We start from the raw sequence: 17,087 nt of genomic DNA on the forward strand, positions 1-17,087 counted from the left end.
ATCCCGATCAGTCGCCCGCACCGGCGGTCGCGTCAGCGACGCCGAGGGCGGCGAGTACCTCGCCGGGATGTCTGGTCGAGACCAGCCAGTACGGCGTCGGGTCGTCGGGATCGTCGAGCACCAGCAGCACCATGGTCTTGACCCACGCATGGTGCATCAGGAATGCGGCGGGATCGAGCTGGCGACCGAGGGCCGCGCTCTTCGCGCTCGCCGGAACACTGGCCCCCCGGGCGATCACCGAGTGCGGAAGTCGGGCCTTTCCCGCCCGCAACTCGCCGTCGGCGGTCACCCGGACCGTCGGTCGGCCCAGCGACCACAGCATCAAGACACAGAGTGCACCGACGCCGATGTAACCGATGAAGCTCCACGACGCGCGGTGGGCCGACAACTGGATCTCGTACCCGGCGACGGCCGTGACCACTGCGGCGGCCGGCCACCACCACCACGGAACCCACAAACGCTCGGTATAGCGGTCGACCGCCGACTCGGTGGACGGCCCGGATGTCGCCGAATGTGCCGCCTCGGGTGGTTCGGGTTCGCTCACACGGTCAGCGTAGTCTGCGTGCGTGCCCGCAGAATTCACCCCCGACCCGACGGCCGTATCGCTGCGCGTGCGGCGTCTCGACGCCGGAATCCCGTTGCCCACCCGCGCCCACCCCGGCGATGCCGGGGTGGATCTGTGTTCGACCATCGATCTCGAACTCCTGCCCGGTCGCCGGCAGGTGGTGGGCACCGGCATCGCGATCGCACTGCCGGTGGGCACGGTCGGGCTGGTCCACCCACGATCCGGGCTCGCCGCACGTGCGGGTCTGTCCATCGTGAACACCCCCGGCACCATCGACGCCGGATATCGCGGCGAGATCAAGGTGTGCCTGGTCAACCTGGACCCGGCGGAGACGATCTCCATCGCACGCGGCGACCGGATCGCCCAGCTGGTCGTGCAACGCGTCGAACTGCCCGACATCGTCGAGGTCGACGAACTCGACGACACCAGTCGCGGCGTGGGTGGTTACGGATCGAGCGGGGGTCACGCCATACTCGGGAGCGAGGACCCGTCAGCCCGTGAGGAGAACCTGAACTGATGGCACGCGAAGACGAGTCGGTACTGCGGATCGGCCAGGCGGCCGGACCCTACGACATCGCGGCGCTCGACACCCCGGCCGAGGATCTGGAGAACTCGCACCTCGATCTGGGCTCGGTGCTGGTTCCCGTGGTCGAGGGCGGACAGGTGACGGTGGAGATGAGCGCCGACCACCAGCCGGAGGCCGTCTACCTCGTCACCCCCCACGGACGGATCAGTGTGACGGCGTTCGCCGCACCGAAATCGCCCGGCCTCTGGCGCGAGGTGGTGCGCGAACTGGTGGAATCCCTGCGCAACGACGGTGCCACGACCAGTGTCGAGGACGGTCACTGGGGACGCGAGATCGTCGCGGAGGTCCCCGGCGGTGTGCACCGGTTCATCGGGGTCGACGGTCCGCGTTGGATGGTGCGATGCGTGGCCAGCGGGCCCACCGAGTCGGCCACCGAACTTGCCCAACTCGCGCGCGCGGTGCTCGCCGAGTCGGTGATCCGGCGCGGCGCCGAGCCGGTGCCGCCGCGCGAGATGCTGCCGATCGTCCTGCCGCCGGTCCTGGCGGAGCAGGTCGCGGCCGCGCAGCAACAGATGTTCGCCCAGATGGCCGCGCAGGGTGCGCAGGTGCCCCCCGGCTTCGTTCCCCCGCCCGATGCCGATCAGATCGACGCCGATCCTTCTGGCGCCGATGCTTACGCGTCTGATACCTCCGCGTCTGATTCCTCCGCGTCTGATACCTCCACATCCGATACCTCCACGTCCGATGCCTCCGCGTCAGATCCTTGGGCGTCCGATCCGTCGGGCGGCGACGCCGAATCGTTCGACACCCCAGACAACCGGATTCCCGGCGGCGCGCTCGACCAGCTCGAGCAGGCGGTGGTGGTCACCGACGATCAGTCGCGGGTCCCCGTGACCGATGACGTGCCGGCCACCGATCCCGCCGAAGAACCGGGCGCCGCCGACGACGACCTGCAGCCGCGTTCATCGGGCTCGGCGATGCAGCGATTCCGTCGGCGTCGCCGCTGAGCCGGTCATCCGCAGCCACCCTCGCGCGCACGAAGTGCCCAACAGCGACGGATCGGCACCCCACTCGGCCAGCCGCACCGCGGTCAGGTCGGCGCGCGGCGCGGCCGCGCACCACTGCTCGGCCACCGAATAGGGGTGCAGCGGGTCGTCGACGGCCGCGGTGACGGCGAGGGGCGCGCGCAGTGCGGCGATGTCCGCGAGGTCGGGCGCGGTGTGGGCGGCGGCGGCGAAAAGCTGGTTGATCAGGCCGGGATAGAGCGCACGCCACGACCGTGTGAGCTCGGCCGCGAGCCACTTCGGAGAGTCGGCGGCCATCGCGCCGACCGTCGCCGACAATCCGTTGTCGCGCAGCGATTCGGCGGTCAGCCGGGCCGACGTCGCGGCCGGCGAACCGTCGGGGTCGCCGCTCCACGCGGGCAGCGCCGCGAGCACACCGGCGCACCGTGAGGCGCCGGCGGGTCGCAGTGCCCACCTGAGCGCCACGGCCGCGCCGATCGACACGCCGCCGACCAATACGCGACGGTGGGTGGCGGCCGCGTGATCGAAGTGCCGAAGGTAGCCGTTGACCAGGTCGTCGGAAGGGTCGGGGGCGATGAGTTCCACGCCCAGCATCCGGGCCGCCGGACCGAAGGCGCGAACGACGTAGTCGGCGTCGGAACCCGTTCCGGGCACAGCGATCAGAGCCGTCGGCGCTGCCGTGTGGCCGGTGTCCTTTGCGGGCATGAATCGATCATGCCTCGCGTTGTGTGTTACGAGTGCAGAGGTCTACGCTGACGATTACGTGCTCCGCTGTGCCCCACGCGGCGTGCTCTGAAAGCCCTGTAGATGTGCACACCGCGATGTGACCACCGATTTCGTACTTGGAGGTTGTGATGCCTACAGCCGGATATCTCAAACGGCTCACACGGCGCCTCACCGAAGACCTCGGCGAAGCCGACGCGGAGAAGATCGCCGAGCAGTCCGCGGCCACCGGCGCGCAACGCGCGGTGGAGTGTTGTCGCGGGGACGAGGTGACCATGCACGGCGAACTCAGGTCCGTGGAAACCTGCTCGCGCGCGGCGAAGAGCGGCGTCAAGGCGGAGTTCTTCGACGGCAGCGACATCGTCTTCCTCAAATGGCTCGGGCGCAACCGGATACCTGGGATTGAGCCGGGCCGCAAGATCACCGTTCGCGGTCGCGTCGGCGAGCACGACGGCGTCAAGGTGATCTACAACCCCTACTACGAACTGCATGGCGACGGAGACGACTGACCCCTCCGACGACCGGTCCGGTGCCGCGGCGCCGGCCACGGTTCTCGACCAGATCGGCGGTGTCGCCGGACTGATCTACTCCACCATTCCGGTGATCGTCTTCGTCCCGATGAATGCCGCGTGGGGCCTTCAGGTGGCCACGGTGGGCGCGCTCGCGGCGGCGCTGGTGGTGTTCGGGATCCGACTGGGTCGACGTGAACCCCTCACTCCTGCGGTGTCGGGGCTACTCGGCGTCGCGCTGTGCGTGTTCATCGCCCACCGTGTCGGGGACGCCAAAGGCTACTTCCTGTTCGGCATCTGGACCGCGCTGGTCTACGCGGGAGTTTTCGCGGCATCCATCGCGATCCGCTGGCCGATTGTCGGCGTCGCGTGGAATCTGATCAACGGAACCGGGACACAGTGGCGACGGCATCGGCGCACGCTCATCGCCTACGACGTCGCGACCGCGTTCTGGGCACTGGTCTTCCTGGCGCGCTACCTGGCACAGTCGTCGCTCTACGACGACGGTGCCACCGGGTGGCTGGCGGCGACCCGCATCGGCATGGGCTGGCCGCTGACCGCGATCTCGGTGCTGGTCACCGTGCTGCTGGTTCGGCGGGCCGGCCGCGACGAGCAACCGCAGACATAGCACTGAGATCTCCCTGGTGTGGGAGTCGCTCAGCCGGCCATCCGCATCGCCTCGTGCAGAGCGGATTCCGTCTCGGCGGGGGCGATGAAGACGAGTTCGTCGCCACCTTCGATGGGGTCGTCGCGTTGCGGCACGATCACCCGCCCGCCACGCAGGATGGCCACCAGGGCCGCGTCGCGCGGCAGATCCAGTTTGTGGACGGGCTTACCCGCCAGCGGGGTGTCGGCGGGCAGCGTGAGTTCCACGAGATTCGCCTGTCCCTGACGAAAGGTCATCAGGCGCACCAGATCACCGACAGACACGGCTTCCTCGACGAGCGAGGCCAACAGGCGCGGCGTCGACACCGCGACGTCGACACCCCACTCCTCACCGAAGAGCCATTCGTTACGCGGATCGTTGACGCGCGCAACCACCCGGCTGACCGCGAACTCGGTCTTCGCGAGCAGGCTGACCACCAGGTTGGCCTTGTCGTCGCCGGTCGCCGCGATCATCACGTCGAACAACTGCAGTTGCGCCTTCTCGAGATTGGTCAGCTCGCACGCGTCGGCCAGCAGCCAGGCGGCGCCGGGCACCGACTCGGTGTCCAGGTGAGCGGGCAGACGTTCGAAGAGCGTCACCTCGTGACCGGCCGCGATGAGTTCGCGGGCGATCGACCGGCCCACCGCGCCCGCGCCTGCGATCGCGACTTTCATGTTGTCTCCTCCGTGGACCGTCGGGTCAGTCGTCGAGTTTCGCGGGTGCGGCCACGTCGGCCCGCACCCGGGCGAGGTCGTCGAGCCGAACTGCCGCGAACACGATGTCATCCTGTTGCAGAACGGTTTTCGCTTCCGGAAGGATCGCTCGGCCGACACGGCTGAGAAAGGCGAGCCGGGCGCCGGTGAGCTCCTGGAACTTCACCGAGGTCACCCCGATCCACGACTCGTGCAGTTCGAGCTGGGCGATCGCGATGGTGCCCGACGGGTCGCGCCATTCGGTGGTGGTCGACGTCTCGCCGAGCGCCGAGACGAAGCGTTCGGTGGTCCACGGCACCGTCGCGACCGTCGGGATACCCAGCCGTTCGTAGACCTCCGCGCGCCGGGCATCGTAGATTCGCGCAACCACCCGCTCGACGTCGAAGGTCTCCCGCGCGACCCGTGCGGCGATGATGTTGGAGTTGTCGCCCGACGACACCGCGGCGAACGCATCGGCCTTGTCGATGCCCGCGCGGGTGAGCACCTCACGGTCGAAGCCGACACCGACGACGGTCTCGCCGGTGAAGGTGTCGGGCAGACGCTCGAAGGCGGTGGCATTGCGGTCGATGATCACCACCTGGTGACCGCGCTTCTGCATGGCCATCGCCAGCGACGATCCCACGCGCCCGCATCCCATGATGACTACCCGCACACCGAGCCCTTCTCTGCGTTGTGACCGGTCCGGCCGCGGCGACATCCGTCGCGACGGGGCCGCGCGATCTGAACCTACCCGGCGCAGTGGTGGTGCGGCACGCCGACCGCGAATTGGGTGATGTATCCGGGAGCAGGCGCGCTCGCCGAGGGTCGTGGTGGCCTTCGATGCACCGAGGTCTTAGTGTTGCGTGGTGTCTACCGTGTCGAAGGCGTCGGTCGCCACCAAACGACTGCTGCTGGGCAGGCCGTTCCGGAGCGACAAACTCGGCCACACCCTGTTGCCGAAACGCATCGCACTCCCCGTCTTCGCCTCCGACGCGATGTCGTCGGTGGCGTATGCGCCGCAGGAGATCTTTCTCGTCCTGTCGGTCGCCGGACTGAGCGCGATGACCATGGCGCCGTGGATCGCCGTCGCGGTGGCCATCGTGATGGCGGTGGTGGTGGCCAGTTACCGGCAGAACGTCCACGCGTACCCCTCCGGTGGTGGTGACTACGAGGTGGCCACGGTCAACCTCGGTCCCACCGCCGGACTCACGGTCGGCAGCGCGCTGCTGGTGGATTACGTGCTCACCGTGGCGGTGTCGATCTCGTCGGCCGCCGAGAACATCGGCTCGGCGATCCCGTTCGTCGAGCATCACCGGGTGTGGTTCTGCGTCGCGGCCATCGTCCTGCTCGCCGCGGTCAACCTGCGCGGGATCAAGGAATCGGGCAGCGTGCTGGCCATCCCCACCTACGCTTTCATCTTCGGCGTGCTGGTCATGTTGATCTGGGGATACGTCGAGATCTTCATCCTGGGTCGAGACGTGCAGGCCGAGACCGCCGGGTTCGGCATCCACGCCGAGAACAATCACCTGGTCGGTATCGCGTTCGTCTTTCTCATCGCCCGTGCGTTCTCCTCGGGATGTGCGGCGCTGACCGGGGTGGAGGCGATCAGCAACGGGGTGCCGGCGTTCCAGAAACCCAAGTCGCGCAACGCGGCCACCACACTGCTGCTGCTCGGGTCGATCGCCATCGTGTTGCTGCTGGGGATCGTGACCCTCGCGGAGAAAATCGGTGCGAAGTATGTGATGGACCCGTCGCAGGACCTGATCGGCGCTCCGCCGGGGTATCAGCAGAAGGCGATGATCGCCCAGTTGGCGCACGCCGTCTTCGACGGCTTCCCGATCGGCTTCTTCTTCGTCGCGGTGGCCACCGCCCTGATCCTCATGCTCGCCGCGAACACCGCATTCAACGGGTTTCCGGTGCTCGGTTCGGTGCTGGCGCAGGATCGGTACCTGCCGCGTCAGCTGCACACCCGTGGTGACCGCCTCGCCTTCAGCAACGGCATCATCTTCCTCGCGTTGGCGGCCATCGCGTTCATCGTCGCGTTCGGTGGTGCGGTGACCGCACTCATCCAGCTCTACATCGTGGGTGTGTTCGTGTCCTTCACGCTGAGCCAGACGGGCATGGTGCGTCACTGGACCCGGCTGCTGCGCACCGAGACCGATCCGAGCGCGCGGCGCCGGATGAAACAGTCCCGGGTGATCAACAGCGTCGGCTTGGTGATGACCGCCTCGGTGCTGGTGGTGGTGCTGATCACCAAGTTCACCGCAGGAGCCTGGATCGCCATCCTGGCGATGGTGATCCTGTTCGTGTTGATGAAACTCATCCATCACCACTACGCCTCGGTGCAGGCCGAACTCGAGCGGGTCGAGGAGGACTCCGAGTCGGTGCTGCCGAGCCGCACCCACTCGATCGTCCTGGTGTCCACGCTGCACCTCGCCGCCAAACGCGCGCTTCTCTACGCCCGCGCCACCCGCCCCGATGTGCTCGAGGCGATCACCGTCAACGTCGACGACCGCGACACCCGTATCCTCGTGTCGCAGTGGGAGGAGAGCGACATCTCCGTGCCGCTGAAGGTGATCGCTTCTCCCTACCGCGAGATCACCCGCCCCGTCATCGAATACGTGCGCCGCGTGCGTCGCGAACATCCGCGGGACGTGATCACCGTGTTCATCCCCGAGTACGTGGTGGGTCACTGGTGGGAGCAGATCCTGCACAACCAGTCCGCGCTGCGGCTCAAGACGCGGCTGCTCTTCGAGCCGGGGGTGATGGTGACCTCGGTGCCGTGGCAGCTCAGTTCGTCGGATCGGCGCAAGGCCGATCTCGAGTACAACGCGCCCGGCGAGACCCGGCGGGCGCTGGGCTGAGGTGGCCGGTCCCGACAAGGCGCGCGGTCCCGACGCCGCTGCCACCGGCCCGGACGCCCCTTCCGGCACGGTCATCGAGCTGCGGCCCGATCGTCTGGCCAACGGGGGAGAGGCGGTGGCCCGCGCGGCCGACGGCCGCGTGGTGTTCGTGCGCGGCGCGATCCCCGGCGAAACCGTGGTCGCGCAGATCACGGATACGCGCCGCGACGCCTTCTGGCGCGCCGAGACCGTCGAGGTGATCGCGCCCGCGGCCAGTCGGGTGGAGTCGATCTGTCCGGCCGCGGCGCGTGGCGCGGGGTGCTGTGACCTCGCGTTCATCGAGTCCTCGGCGGCCCGCGGTCTCAAGGCGGCGTCGCTCGGCGACGTCCTGGTGCGGGTGGGTGGTCTGTCCGCGGACATGGTCGACGGGTGGATGGGCGGCGAAGGACTGCGATCGCTCGGCGCCCCGGCCACCGGCTGGCGGATCCGCACCCGGTTGGCCGTGGACGCCGACGGTCGTGCGGGTCTGCGACACCGGCACGGCTCGGCACTCGTCACCGATTCGGTGTGCGTGCAGCCCCTTCCCGGGCTCGTCGACGATCTGGGCGACCGGCGGTTCACGCCCGGCGCCGAACTCGTCGCGGTGGCCGACCGCTCGGGCGGTCGTCATCTGGCCGAGCTGGCCCCGGTCCACGCACCTGTGCAACGCGGCCGGAAAGGCACCGACCGCCGGCGTGACGCCCAGCGGCGGCGCCGCAGCCGCGATGCACCGCGGTCACTTCGCGTACTCGACGGCACCGAGCTCGCGCAGCATCAGGTGGGCGAGCGGGTGTGGTCGATCCCGGTCACCGGATTCTGGCAAGCCCATCGAAACGCACCCGAGGTGTACGCGCAGACCGTCGCCGACTTCGTGCTCGGTTCGGCGTGCCCCGATCCGGCGGTGTGCTGGGATCTGTACGGCGGTGCCGGGATCTTCGCCGGCGCGCTCGCCGATCACACCGGCGCCACGGCCGTCCACCTCGTCGACTCCGACACCGCGGCACTCGCCGCGGCAGCCGGCGTGTTCGCCGACGACCCGCGCCTGCACACGCATCGGGGCGAGGTCGCCGACATCGTGCCCGGGCTACCGGCACCCGATGTCGTGGTGCTCGACCCACCGCGGACCGGCGCCGGAGCCCGCGTGATCGATCGGATCACCGCCGCCGACCCGACGGTGGTGATCCACGTCGGATGCGACGCGGCACGATTCGCCCGGGACCTGGCATTGTTCGCCGAGCGGGGATACGCGATCACCGACCTGCGGGCCTTCGACGCCTTCCCGCTGACCCACCATGTCGAGACGATCGCCTGCCTTACCCGTGCCCGCTGATCAGCGGGCGTAGGCCTGCGGTATCCGCACGCGGTGACGCGGGTCGGCACGCTCGAGTTGGGCGGCCAGCGCCACCACCAGGTCCTCGCGGCCGGGGGCCGCGACGAGCTGCACACCGATGGGCAGATCGGCCGCGTCGAACCCGGCGGGCAGCGAGGCCGCCGGGTTGCCCAGCGCGTTCCAGATCGACGTGTACGCGGATACCGGCAGCGCGGCGACCGCCGCGCGCAGCACCGACGCCGAATCGAGCCGCCCGGCGATCGGCGCGGTGGTACCGATGGTCGGGGTGAGTAGCAGATCGAGGTGCGGCCCGTGGTCGGCTGGGCCGAACAGGTGATCGTTGTACGCACTCGCGACGCGGGCCAGGCGTCGCTGCGCCCACCCCGTCCGGCGCGGCCCGTCGACCAGTGCACCGAGGCGGACCACCCGCGTGGTTCGCGCCTCGAGCAGGTCGGGCCGGTCGGCTTCGGCCGCCTCGTCGCGGACCCCGCCCAGCATCTCCATCACGAACTCCAGCGAGATCATCGGGTACTTGGGATCGATGTCGACGACGTCATGGCCGAGGCCACGCAAGGTGTCGGCGGTGTTGGCGAGTGCCGCGAGCACCGCGGCGCTCGGTGACGGATTTCCGAGGCCGGGAGCGTTCGGTGCCATCCCGATCCGCAACGCCGGCGGATCGGCGGCGGCTGCTGCGGTGAGGTCGGGCAGCGGTGACGGGTCACGCCACCGGTCGCCGGGCACCGTCCCCGCGATGGCGTCGTAGATCAGGGCGGCGTCGGCCACCGACCGGGTCAGCGGTCCCAGCGTGCCCAGGCTGCGCCACAGCGCGGCGTGCGGTGCGGCACTGATCCGGCCGCGGCCGAGCTTGAGGCCGAACAGACCGCACCAGGCCGACGGCAGCCGGATGGAACCGCCGCCGTCGCCGCCGATGGCCGCGGGCACCAGCCCGGCGGACACCGCGGCCGCGCTGCCCCCGCTCGATCCGGCGGGTGATCGCGACGGCTCGCCCGGAGCGGTCCACGGATTGCGGGTGAGACCGAACACACGTGATTCGGTGAACGGCCAGATCCCGAACTCGGGCATGGCGGTCTTGCCGACGATGATCGCACCGGCACGCCGCAGGCGGGCCACGATCTCGCTGTCGGCGGCAGCGGGCGTGGTGAAGGCACGCCCACCGAAGGTGGTGACGTCACCGGCGGTGTCGTTCTCGTCCTTCACCGCGATCGGCACCCCGTGCAACGGCCCGAGCGGTTGACCTGCCGCCGGGGCGGCGTCGAGTCGGGCGGCGTCGGCTCGCGCACTGTCGGCGAACACCCGGATGAAAGCGTTCAGCTGCGGATCGTGCCGCTCGATCGCCATGAGTACGTCGTCGACGACGTCCGCGGACGAGACCTCGCCGGCGGCGATACGGCGGGCGATCTCGGTCACCCCGGGTGGCGGCTGGCCGCCCGGCAGTGGGTTTGCGGCGGTGGCGTCGAATCCGGTCATCCCATCAACCTACGGCGGCCGGCGGGCCGGTGAGAGGTGCCCCGATCCGTACACTGGACGGACACGGTCGCGACAGCCACGCGTCCGCACACTGGGTATGGAGGAACTCGATGGGTCTTCTCGAGCAGATCTCGTCTCCGGCCGATCTGAAGTCCCTGTCAGAGCAGGAACTCGACGATCTGGCCCTCGAGATCCGGGAGTTCCTCATCGACAAGGTGTCGGCGACCGGCGGCCACCTCGGACCCAATCTCGGGGTTGTCGAACTGACTCTTGCGGTTCATCGCGTCTTCGATTCACCCACCGATCCAGTGATCTTCGACACCGGGCACCAGAGCTACGTGCACAAGATCGTCACCGGCCGGGCTGCCGGATTCGACCACCTGCGTCAGCGCGGCGGGCTCACCGGTTATCAGGAACGCGCCGAGAGTGAGCACGACTGGGTCGAGTCCTCGCACGCGTCGGCGGCGCTGTCCTACGCCGACGGTCTGGCCAAGTCGTTCGCGCTCACCGGGCAGGACCGCACCGTGGTCGCGGTGGTCGGCGACGGGGCGCTCACCGGTGGCATGTGCTGGGAGGCGATGAACAACATCGCCGACGCCGACCGGCCGGTGGTGATCGTGGTCAACGACAACGGCCGCTCCTATGCCCCCACCATCGGTGGTCTGGCCCGCCACCTGTCGGGCCTGCGTCTGCAGCCGGGATACGAGCGGTTCCTCGACGAGGGCCGCCGGATGGTCCAGCACGTCCCGGTCGTCGGACCGTCGGCGTATGCGGTGCTGCACGGCATGAAGAGCGGCATGAAGGATCTCCTCGCGCCGCAGGCGATGTTCACCGACCTCGGCCTCAAATATGTGGGTCCGGTCGACGGCCACGACATCGGTGCGCTCGAGGCGGCACTGCGCCAGGCCCGCGCCTTCGGGGGACCGGTGATCGTGCACACCGTCACCCGCAAGGGAAACGGCTACATCCATGCCGAGAACCATGCCGCCGACCAGATGCACGCCACCGGCGTGATCGACCCCAAGACGGGACGCGCGAAGTCGGTGGCCCCGCAGGACTGGACCTCGGTGTTCTCGGCCGCGCTCGTCGAGGCCGGATCGGTGCGCTCCGACGTGGTGGCGATCACCGCGGCGATGCCCGGACCCACCGGGTTGAGTGCGTTCGGCGAGAAGTTTCCCGAGCGCATGTTCGACGTCGGCATCGCCGAGCAGCACGCACTCACGTCTGCGGCGGGCCTTGCCCTCGGCGGCATGCATCCGGTGGTGGCGATCTACTCGACATTCCTCAACCGCGCCTTCGACCAGCTGATGATGGATGTGGCGCTGCTCGAACAGCCGGTCACCCTAGTGCTCGACCGTTCGGGCATCACCGGTCCCGACGGCCCCAGCCACCACGGCATGTGGGATCTGTCGCTGATGGCGATGGTGCCCGGTCTGCGCGTGGCCGCGCCGCGCGACGCGATGCGCCTACGTGAGGAATTCGACGAGGCACTCGCCGTCGACGACGGACCCACCGCCCTGCGATTCTCCAAAGGTGCTGTGCCCGAGGATATCCGGGCCGTCGAGCGGCTTACCGACGGGGCCGATGTGCTCCGCCGATCGGCTCCCGGTGTGGGTGAGGCGTCCGGTGACGTGCTGATCGTGGCGGTGGGCGCGTTCTGCGCACTGGCCGTCGACACCGCCGACCGTCTGGGCCGGCAGGGGATCGACGCCACCGTGGTGGACCCGCGGTGGGTGCTGCCGGTGCCGGATTCGGTGATCGACCTGGCGCGTCGTCACCGGCTGGTGGTGACGCTCGAGGACGGATGTGTGAGCGGTGGTGTGGGTGCGGCCGTGAGCGCTGCCCTCGCCCAGTCGGATGTCCATGTGCCGGTGCAGGTCCGCGGAATTCCGCAACGCTTCATCGAACACGCCTCCCGTGGTGAGATCCTCTCCGATCTGGGTCTGACGGCTCAGGATCTGGCCCGGTCGATCACCGCGACAGTGGCCGGTATGGAAACCGCCCCGGAACTCGAACGAGCCGAATTCGATGCGCGTGCAAGAGAACTGAAGGCCGGCGACACCGAGGGCACCACCGAGTAGGTCGCGCAAGCGCTGGCTCGCGCCGTCAGGTGTCGGGCTCGGTCACCGTCGCGGCTGCGTTGAGTTCGTCGGCGATGGCCTCGTCGCACAGTTGACGCTGCCAGGGTCGCGCCGTGCCGGCCCGCAGCCGCTCGTCCACCGAATCCGGGGTGGCGGGCAGATCGATTCCGTCCCAGCATAATTGGCGCACGAGGTCGGGTGCGAGCAAGTTCTCCACGGGTAGTTGGTGCGCATCGGCGATCTGTTTGACGCGTGGCCGCACCCGGGCCGCCCTTGCCGCTGCCTCGGGATTGCGTTGCTCCCAGCGACTCACCGGCGGCAGGCCCGTGGTGGGGCCGCGCCGCGACGGCAACTCCGATTCCGGTAGCCCTCTGGCACGATCGATCGCCGCGAACCATGTGCCGGACTGACGACGCTGTTTGGGTCCCCCGAACACCGGCAGCCGGGTGAGTTCGTCGACGCTGGTGGGCATCGCCGCGGCCGCGGTCACCATCGCGGAGTCCGGAAGCACCCGGCCGGGAGCCACGTCACGCTGTTGTGCGATCCGTTCGCGTTCGGTCCACAGTTCGCGCACCGCGGCCAGCGATCGGGTGTTCGTGATCGTGTGGACGTTGGTGGTGCGCCGCCAGCGGTCGGTCTTCGGTGGTGTCGGGGGTCGCTGCAGGATGAACGCGAATTCCTCACGCGCCCACGCGTCTTTGCCCGCATCGCGTAGAGCCTGGTCCATGGCGTCGCGCAACTCGACGAGCACCTCGACGTCGAGTGCGGCGTAGTTGAGCCATTCGGCGGGAAGCGGACGCCGTGACCAATCGGCCGCGCCGTGGCCCTTCTGCAGGCCCAGGTGTAAGAACTCCGCCACCATCGCCGCGAGGTTGACCTTGTGCAGACCCAGCAGCCGGCCGGCGAGTTCGGTGTCGTAGAGCTGGGCGCACCGGAAGCCCAGCTCGCGCAGGCACGGCAGATCCTGATCGGCGGCGTGCAGTACCCATTCCGGACCGTCGAGGACCTCGATGACGGGTGCGAGGGCGGCGGGCTCGGTGATCGGGTCGAGCAGGAACGATCCGCTCCCGGCCCGGCGCAGCTGGATCAGGTAGGCGCGCTGCGAATAGCGGTAACCCGAGGCGCGTTCGGTGTCCACCGCGACGGGACCGTGCCCCTGTGCGAGCGCGGTGGCCACCGCGGCGAAGTCGGTCGCTCGCGAGAGCACCGGCGGTACCCCGTCGGCGGGTGCGAGCAGCGGTTCGACCGCCGGCGCATCGTCAGCGGGCGCCGTATCGTCTGTCGTGTCGCCGGGGCCGTCGGGCGTGTCGCTCACGGAGACCCGAGTTCGGTGACCCCGACGGGTGGCAGGCCCGCGGCCGCCGACAGGACGTCGCAGAACGCCTCGAGATGTCCGCCGAGGCCGTCGGCGGAGGGCGCAGTCCACGATGCCCGCAATTCGAGCTGATGGGCCCGCGGCGGTCCGGCGATGTCGCCGTAGCGCACCGACGTGGTGGAGGTGACCGTGCCGCCGAGTGCGGTCACCGCGATCGGCTCACCGGTCCGGCTGGTCTGTTCGCCCGACGACGTCGTCGAGCCCACCTGAACACCGAGTGCGTCGGCCAGCCAGCTCCACGCCACCTCGGGGAGCAGTGGGTCCATGGCCAGCGCGGCCTCCACCTCGGCCTGGATGTAGGCGACCAGACGGATGGTGCCGTTCCAGGCGTCCTGGCCGGCCGGGTCGTAGAGCAGGATCAGCCGGCCGAAGGCGGTGCCCGCGGAATCGACCGGAACGTCGGCGTCGGCAGCGTCCGCGGAGGCCACCTCGGCGCCGACGGCGTAGCTGTAGGGTGCGAGGCGTTGCGGCGGGCGGATCGGCCCGACCTCGATGTCTCGCCGGACGCGGGCGCTGTGCAACGACTCGACCGCGGCGCGGAAGTCGGCGGGCTCGGTCGCAGCTCCGGAGGAGGTCACGACATCGACGGTAAGGCTCGGGCGCCGAGCGCACCGGGAGGCGCGCCGAAACCGTGGCCAGGGTGCCCTCATCGGCGATGCGCTCATGGCGGCATGGCAGAGTGATCGATGATGACACCGCCGGTCCGCACCCGCAGAACCCATTCCCGTATGCCGCTGGTGGCGGCCGCCCGGGGTGAGCGGCCCGCGCGGCGCCCGGTGTGGTTCATGCGGCAGGCGGGCAGGTCGTTGCCCGAGTACCGCGAGATCCGTGCCGATCACGGGATGCTGGAATCGTGTTTCGACCCGGCGCTGGTGTGTGAGATCACGATGCAGCCGGTGCGCCGACACCACGTCGACGCGGCGATTCTGTTCTCCGACATCGTGGTGCCGCTCAAGGCGGCCGGTGTTGATCTCGACATCGTCGCCGGTACCGGCCCGGTGATCGCCCATCCCGTGCGCACCGTCGCCGACGTCGACGATCTGCCGCTGCTGGACCCGCAGTCGGTCGGTGCGATCGCGCACGCGATCGGCTTGCTCCTCGACGAGCTGTCCGATGAGACGGCGCTCATCGGGTTCGCGGGTGCCCCGTTCACGCTGGCGTCCTATCTGGTCGAGGGCGGCCCGAGCCGCACCTATGCGCTCACCAAGGCGATGATGTACGGCCAACCGCGCCTGTGGCACGCGTTGATGGGTCGCCTCGCCGACATCACCATTGCGTTCCTGCGGGTGCAGATCGATGCAGGCGTCGATGCCGTCCAGCTCTTCGACTCGTGGGCCGGTGCCCTCTCCGACGCCGACTACCGGACCTTTGTGGCACCGCACAGCGGGCGGGTACTCGCCGAGATCGGCGAGTCCGGGGTGCCGCGCATCCATTTCGGCGTGGGTACCGGCGAACTGCTGGCGTCGATGGCCCACGCGGGTGCCGATGTGATCGGCGTCGACTGGCGGGTGCCCCTCGAAGAAGCGGTGCGCCGGGTGGGCCCCGGGGTGGCGGTGCAGGGCAACCTCGATCCCACGGTGCTCTTCGCCGGACCCGACGTGGTGGACGAGCAGGTGCGGCGGGTGATCGCCGACGGGGAGCGGGCCATCGCGGCCGGAGCGCCGGGCCATATCGTCAACCTCGGGCACGGGGTGCTGCCGAGTACCGATCCCGACGTGCTCAGCCACGTCGTCGATCTGGTTCATTCGATCTGACGCCGAGGATGTGACGCGGTGGGTGAGGACGGGAACGTGACCGCAACCGGGACCGATACGGCCGGCGCGTCCGGAACCCGACGCGTCGCCGTCGTCGGTGGGGGTGTCTCCGGACTCACCGCGTGCTATCGCCTGCGTCAGGCGCTGGGAGAGTCGGTCACGATCGACCTGTTCGAGGCCGACGACCGGCTCGGCGGGATCCTGCACACCGTCGAGGTGGGACCGATCGCGGTGGATGTGGGCGCCGAGGCCTTCATCGTGCGCCGGCCCGAAGCGCTCGACCTGCTCGACGACCTCGGCCTGGCCGACCGGGTGGTGTCGCCGACCGCGCGACGGCCGGCGGTGTGGGCGGCGGGGCGGCTCCACGACCTGCCACGGCCGGCGTTGATGGGCATCCCGGCCGACGCCGACGCGGTCAGCGGGCTCGCCTCGGCCGCCGACCTCGAGCGGATCGCGGCCGAACCCGACCGTCCGTGGAACTGGACACCCGGTGACGACATCTCGGTCGGCGAACTCGTCTCCGACCGCTTCGGCCCGACGGTGGTGGCCCGGTCCGTCGATCCGATGCTCGGTGGGGTGTATTCCAGTCTGGCAGCCGATATCGGTGTGCGCGAAGCACTTCCGGCGCTGGCCGCGGAGTTCGACGGAGGGGCGCCGGGGTTGCGCGCCGCGGTCGCGGCACTGACCGGCGGCAACGCGGGATCGGGTCCGGTGTTCGGCACCCTGCCCGGTGGCTACCGGGTGCTGGTGGATGCACTGGTGGCCGCGGCGCAACCGCACGTGCACCTGGGTTCGCCGGTGACCGCGGTGCACCGCGACGGCGATCGGTGGGCGTTGCGCAGCGGGCACGACGAGGTCGAGGGCGACTACGACGGCGTGATCATCACGGTGGCGGCCTGGCTTGCCGCCCGGTTGCTCGCCGACGTGGCACCCGAGTCGGTCACCGCATTGCGCGATGTGGAGCAGGCGCCGTCGGCGGTGGTGTCGATCACCCTCGACGCCGACACCGAACTGCCGGAGCACTCCGGGGTGTTGGTGGCCACCGGAGAAGACCTGCACGCCAAAGCATTCACGTTCAGTTCGCAGAAGTGGGCGCACCTCGGCGAGCCCGGTCGACCGCGGTCCGTGCGTGCCTCGTTCGGCCGCTACGGTGATCCCGTTCCCGACGAGGGCGTGCAACCGGGGATCGACGCGCGACTTCGTGAGCTGGCGCTGGCCGACCTCGACAGTGTGTGCGCGGACGCGGGTGTCGCGCCGCCGTCTTCGCACGTGATCGACACGAGGGTGCAGCGCTGGACGTTGCCGCGGTACGCACCGGGTCACCTGGCCGCGATGTCGCAGGTGCTGGCGGCCACGCCGGACGGCATCGAACTGGCCGGATGTTCCTACGGCGGTGTCGGTGTGCCCGCCTGTATCGGTCAGGCGGGCCGTGCCGTGACCGGCCTGCTGGCGCATCTGAACTGAGCACTCCCGTCCCCGGGGCCCGTCGCG

At 69.7% G+C, this 17,087-nt stretch carries 16 protein-coding genes; 9 read left to right on the top strand and 7 right to left on the bottom strand.

Annotation, left to right across the window (positions count from 1 at the left end; translation table 11 throughout):
• Positions 1-7 precede the first annotated feature (7 nt).
• Entirely contained in the window at positions 8-544 is a 537-nt protein-coding gene (locus tag ACWDSI_RS04405; protein WP_449755778.1) for a DUF3093 domain-containing protein, read from the bottom strand.
• A gap of 22 nt (positions 545-566) precedes the next feature.
• Between ACWDSI_RS04405 and dut the strand changes: the two genes are divergently transcribed.
• Both dut and ACWDSI_RS04415 read left to right on the top strand, forming a co-directional pair.
• Positions 567-1,082 (top strand): dUTP diphosphatase, encoded by a 516-nt coding sequence (gene dut, locus ACWDSI_RS04410; protein ID WP_449748283.1) that lies wholly within the window; start codon positions 567-569, stop codon positions 1,080-1,082.
• Positions 1,082-2,098, top strand: coding sequence for a DUF3710 domain-containing protein (locus tag ACWDSI_RS04415; RefSeq protein WP_449755779.1), 1,017 nt, complete (start codon positions 1,082-1,084; stop codon positions 2,096-2,098). The genes dut and ACWDSI_RS04415 overlap by 1 nt, the downstream gene beginning before the upstream one ends.
• Here ACWDSI_RS04415 and ACWDSI_RS04420 read toward each other — a convergent pair.
• A complete protein-coding gene (locus ACWDSI_RS04420) occupies positions 2,054-2,821 on the bottom strand; it encodes an alpha/beta hydrolase (protein ID WP_449755780.1) in 768 nt (255 codons plus the stop codon). The genes ACWDSI_RS04415 and ACWDSI_RS04420 overlap by 45 nt on opposite strands.
• A gap of 149 nt (positions 2,822-2,970) precedes the next feature.
• On the opposite strand from ACWDSI_RS04420, the gene ACWDSI_RS04425 reads away from it, so the two are divergent.
• Positions 2,971-3,348 carry an OB-fold nucleic acid binding domain-containing protein gene (locus tag ACWDSI_RS04425; RefSeq protein WP_449748280.1) on the top strand — a complete coding sequence of 126 codons (378 nt, stop codon included), beginning with the start codon at positions 2,971-2,973 and terminating at the stop codon, positions 3,346-3,348.
• Positions 3,329-3,976, top strand: a complete 648-nt coding sequence (locus tag ACWDSI_RS04430) for a DUF3159 domain-containing protein (protein WP_449755781.1) — start codon at positions 3,329-3,331, stop codon at positions 3,974-3,976. Before ACWDSI_RS04425 ends, ACWDSI_RS04430 begins: the two co-directional genes overlap by 20 nt.
• A gap of 29 nt (positions 3,977-4,005) precedes the next feature.
• Here the strand turns inward: ACWDSI_RS04430 and ACWDSI_RS04435 are convergent, their stop codons facing one another.
• Together ACWDSI_RS04435 and ACWDSI_RS04440 are read right to left on the bottom strand one after the other, a co-directional pair.
• Positions 4,006-4,668 (bottom strand): potassium channel family protein, encoded by a 663-nt coding sequence (locus tag ACWDSI_RS04435; RefSeq protein WP_449748278.1) that lies wholly within the window; start codon positions 4,666-4,668, stop codon positions 4,006-4,008.
• Positions 4,669-4,693: 25 nt separating this feature from the next.
• Positions 4,694-5,359, bottom strand: a complete 666-nt coding sequence (locus ACWDSI_RS04440) for a potassium channel family protein (RefSeq protein WP_449755782.1) — start codon at positions 5,357-5,359, stop codon at positions 4,694-4,696.
• 193 nt (positions 5,360-5,552) lie between these two features.
• Here ACWDSI_RS04440 and ACWDSI_RS04445 point away from each other — a divergent pair, with 193 nt between their 5' ends.
• Together ACWDSI_RS04445 and ACWDSI_RS04450 are read left to right on the top strand one after the other, a co-directional pair.
• The gene (locus tag ACWDSI_RS04445) at positions 5,553-7,550 is read left to right on the top strand and encodes an APC family permease (RefSeq protein WP_449748276.1); all 1,998 of its coding nucleotides are present in this window, start codon (positions 5,553-5,555) and stop codon (positions 7,548-7,550) included.
• 1 nt (position 7,551) lies between these two features.
• Positions 7,552-8,898 (top strand): class I SAM-dependent RNA methyltransferase, encoded by a 1,347-nt coding sequence (locus ACWDSI_RS04450; protein WP_449755783.1) that lies wholly within the window; start codon positions 7,552-7,554, stop codon positions 8,896-8,898.
• Here ACWDSI_RS04450 and ACWDSI_RS04455 read toward each other — a convergent pair whose 3' ends face one another.
• Positions 8,899-10,386, bottom strand: a complete 1,488-nt coding sequence (locus ACWDSI_RS04455; protein ID WP_449755784.1) for an amidase family protein — start codon at positions 10,384-10,386, stop codon at positions 8,899-8,901.
• 110 nt (positions 10,387-10,496) lie between these two features.
• Between ACWDSI_RS04455 and dxs the strand changes: the two genes are divergently transcribed.
• Positions 10,497-12,467, top strand: coding sequence for a 1-deoxy-D-xylulose-5-phosphate synthase (gene dxs / locus ACWDSI_RS04460; RefSeq protein WP_449755785.1), 1,971 nt, complete (start codon positions 10,497-10,499; stop codon positions 12,465-12,467).
• Positions 12,468-12,492: 25 nt separating this feature from the next.
• Here dxs and ACWDSI_RS04465 read toward each other — a convergent pair whose 3' ends face one another.
• Both ACWDSI_RS04465 and ACWDSI_RS04470 read right to left on the bottom strand, forming a co-directional pair.
• Positions 12,493-13,782, bottom strand: a complete 1,290-nt coding sequence (locus ACWDSI_RS04465; RefSeq protein WP_449755786.1) for an HRDC domain-containing protein — start codon at positions 13,780-13,782, stop codon at positions 12,493-12,495.
• The gene (locus ACWDSI_RS04470) at positions 13,779-14,420 is read right to left on the bottom strand and encodes a DUF3000 domain-containing protein (RefSeq protein WP_449748272.1); all 642 of its coding nucleotides are present in this window, start codon (positions 14,418-14,420) and stop codon (positions 13,779-13,781) included. The genes ACWDSI_RS04465 and ACWDSI_RS04470 overlap by 4 nt, the downstream gene beginning before the upstream one ends.
• A 150-nt stretch (positions 14,421-14,570) precedes the next feature.
• Here ACWDSI_RS04470 and hemE point away from each other — a divergent pair, with 150 nt between their 5' ends.
• A complete protein-coding gene (gene hemE / locus ACWDSI_RS04475; protein ID WP_449755875.1) occupies positions 14,571-15,596 on the top strand; it encodes a uroporphyrinogen decarboxylase in 1,026 nt (341 codons plus the stop codon).
• Between the two features lie 36 nt (positions 15,597-15,632).
• Complete coding sequence (hemG, locus tag ACWDSI_RS04480; RefSeq protein WP_449755787.1) at positions 15,633-17,060, top strand: protoporphyrinogen oxidase; 1,428 nt, start codon at positions 15,633-15,635, stop codon at positions 17,058-17,060.
• Positions 17,061-17,087: the final 27 nt, after the last annotated feature.

This window comes from Gordonia sp. NPDC003429 (genome assembly GCF_053588575.1).

Bases quoted from the DNA above. Each gene is read 5' to 3' on its own strand.
- ACWDSI_RS04415 (WP_449755779.1), top strand. From the start codon at position 1,082: ATGGCACGCGAAGACGAGTCGGTACTGCGGATCGGCCAGGCGGCCGGA.
- dxs (WP_449755785.1), top strand. From the start codon at position 10,497: ATGGGTCTTCTCGAGCAGATCTCGTCTCCGGCCGATCTGAAGTCCCTG.
- ACWDSI_RS04455 (WP_449755784.1), bottom strand. From the start codon at position 10,386: ATGACCGGATTCGACGCCACCGCCGCAAACCCACTGCCGGGCGGCCAG.
- ACWDSI_RS04425 (WP_449748280.1), top strand. From the start codon at position 2,971: ATGCCTACAGCCGGATATCTCAAACGGCTCACACGGCGCCTCACCGAA.
- ACWDSI_RS04420 (WP_449755780.1), bottom strand. From the start codon at position 2,821: ATGCCCGCAAAGGACACCGGCCACACGGCAGCGCCGACGGCTCTGATC.
- hemE (WP_449755875.1), top strand. From the start codon at position 14,571: ATGCCGCTGGTGGCGGCCGCCCGGGGTGAGCGGCCCGCGCGGCGCCCG.
- ACWDSI_RS04430 (WP_449755781.1), top strand. From the start codon at position 3,329: ATGGCGACGGAGACGACTGACCCCTCCGACGACCGGTCCGGTGCCGCG.
- ACWDSI_RS04435 (WP_449748278.1), bottom strand. From the start codon at position 4,668: ATGAAAGTCGCGATCGCAGGCGCGGGCGCGGTGGGCCGGTCGATCGCC.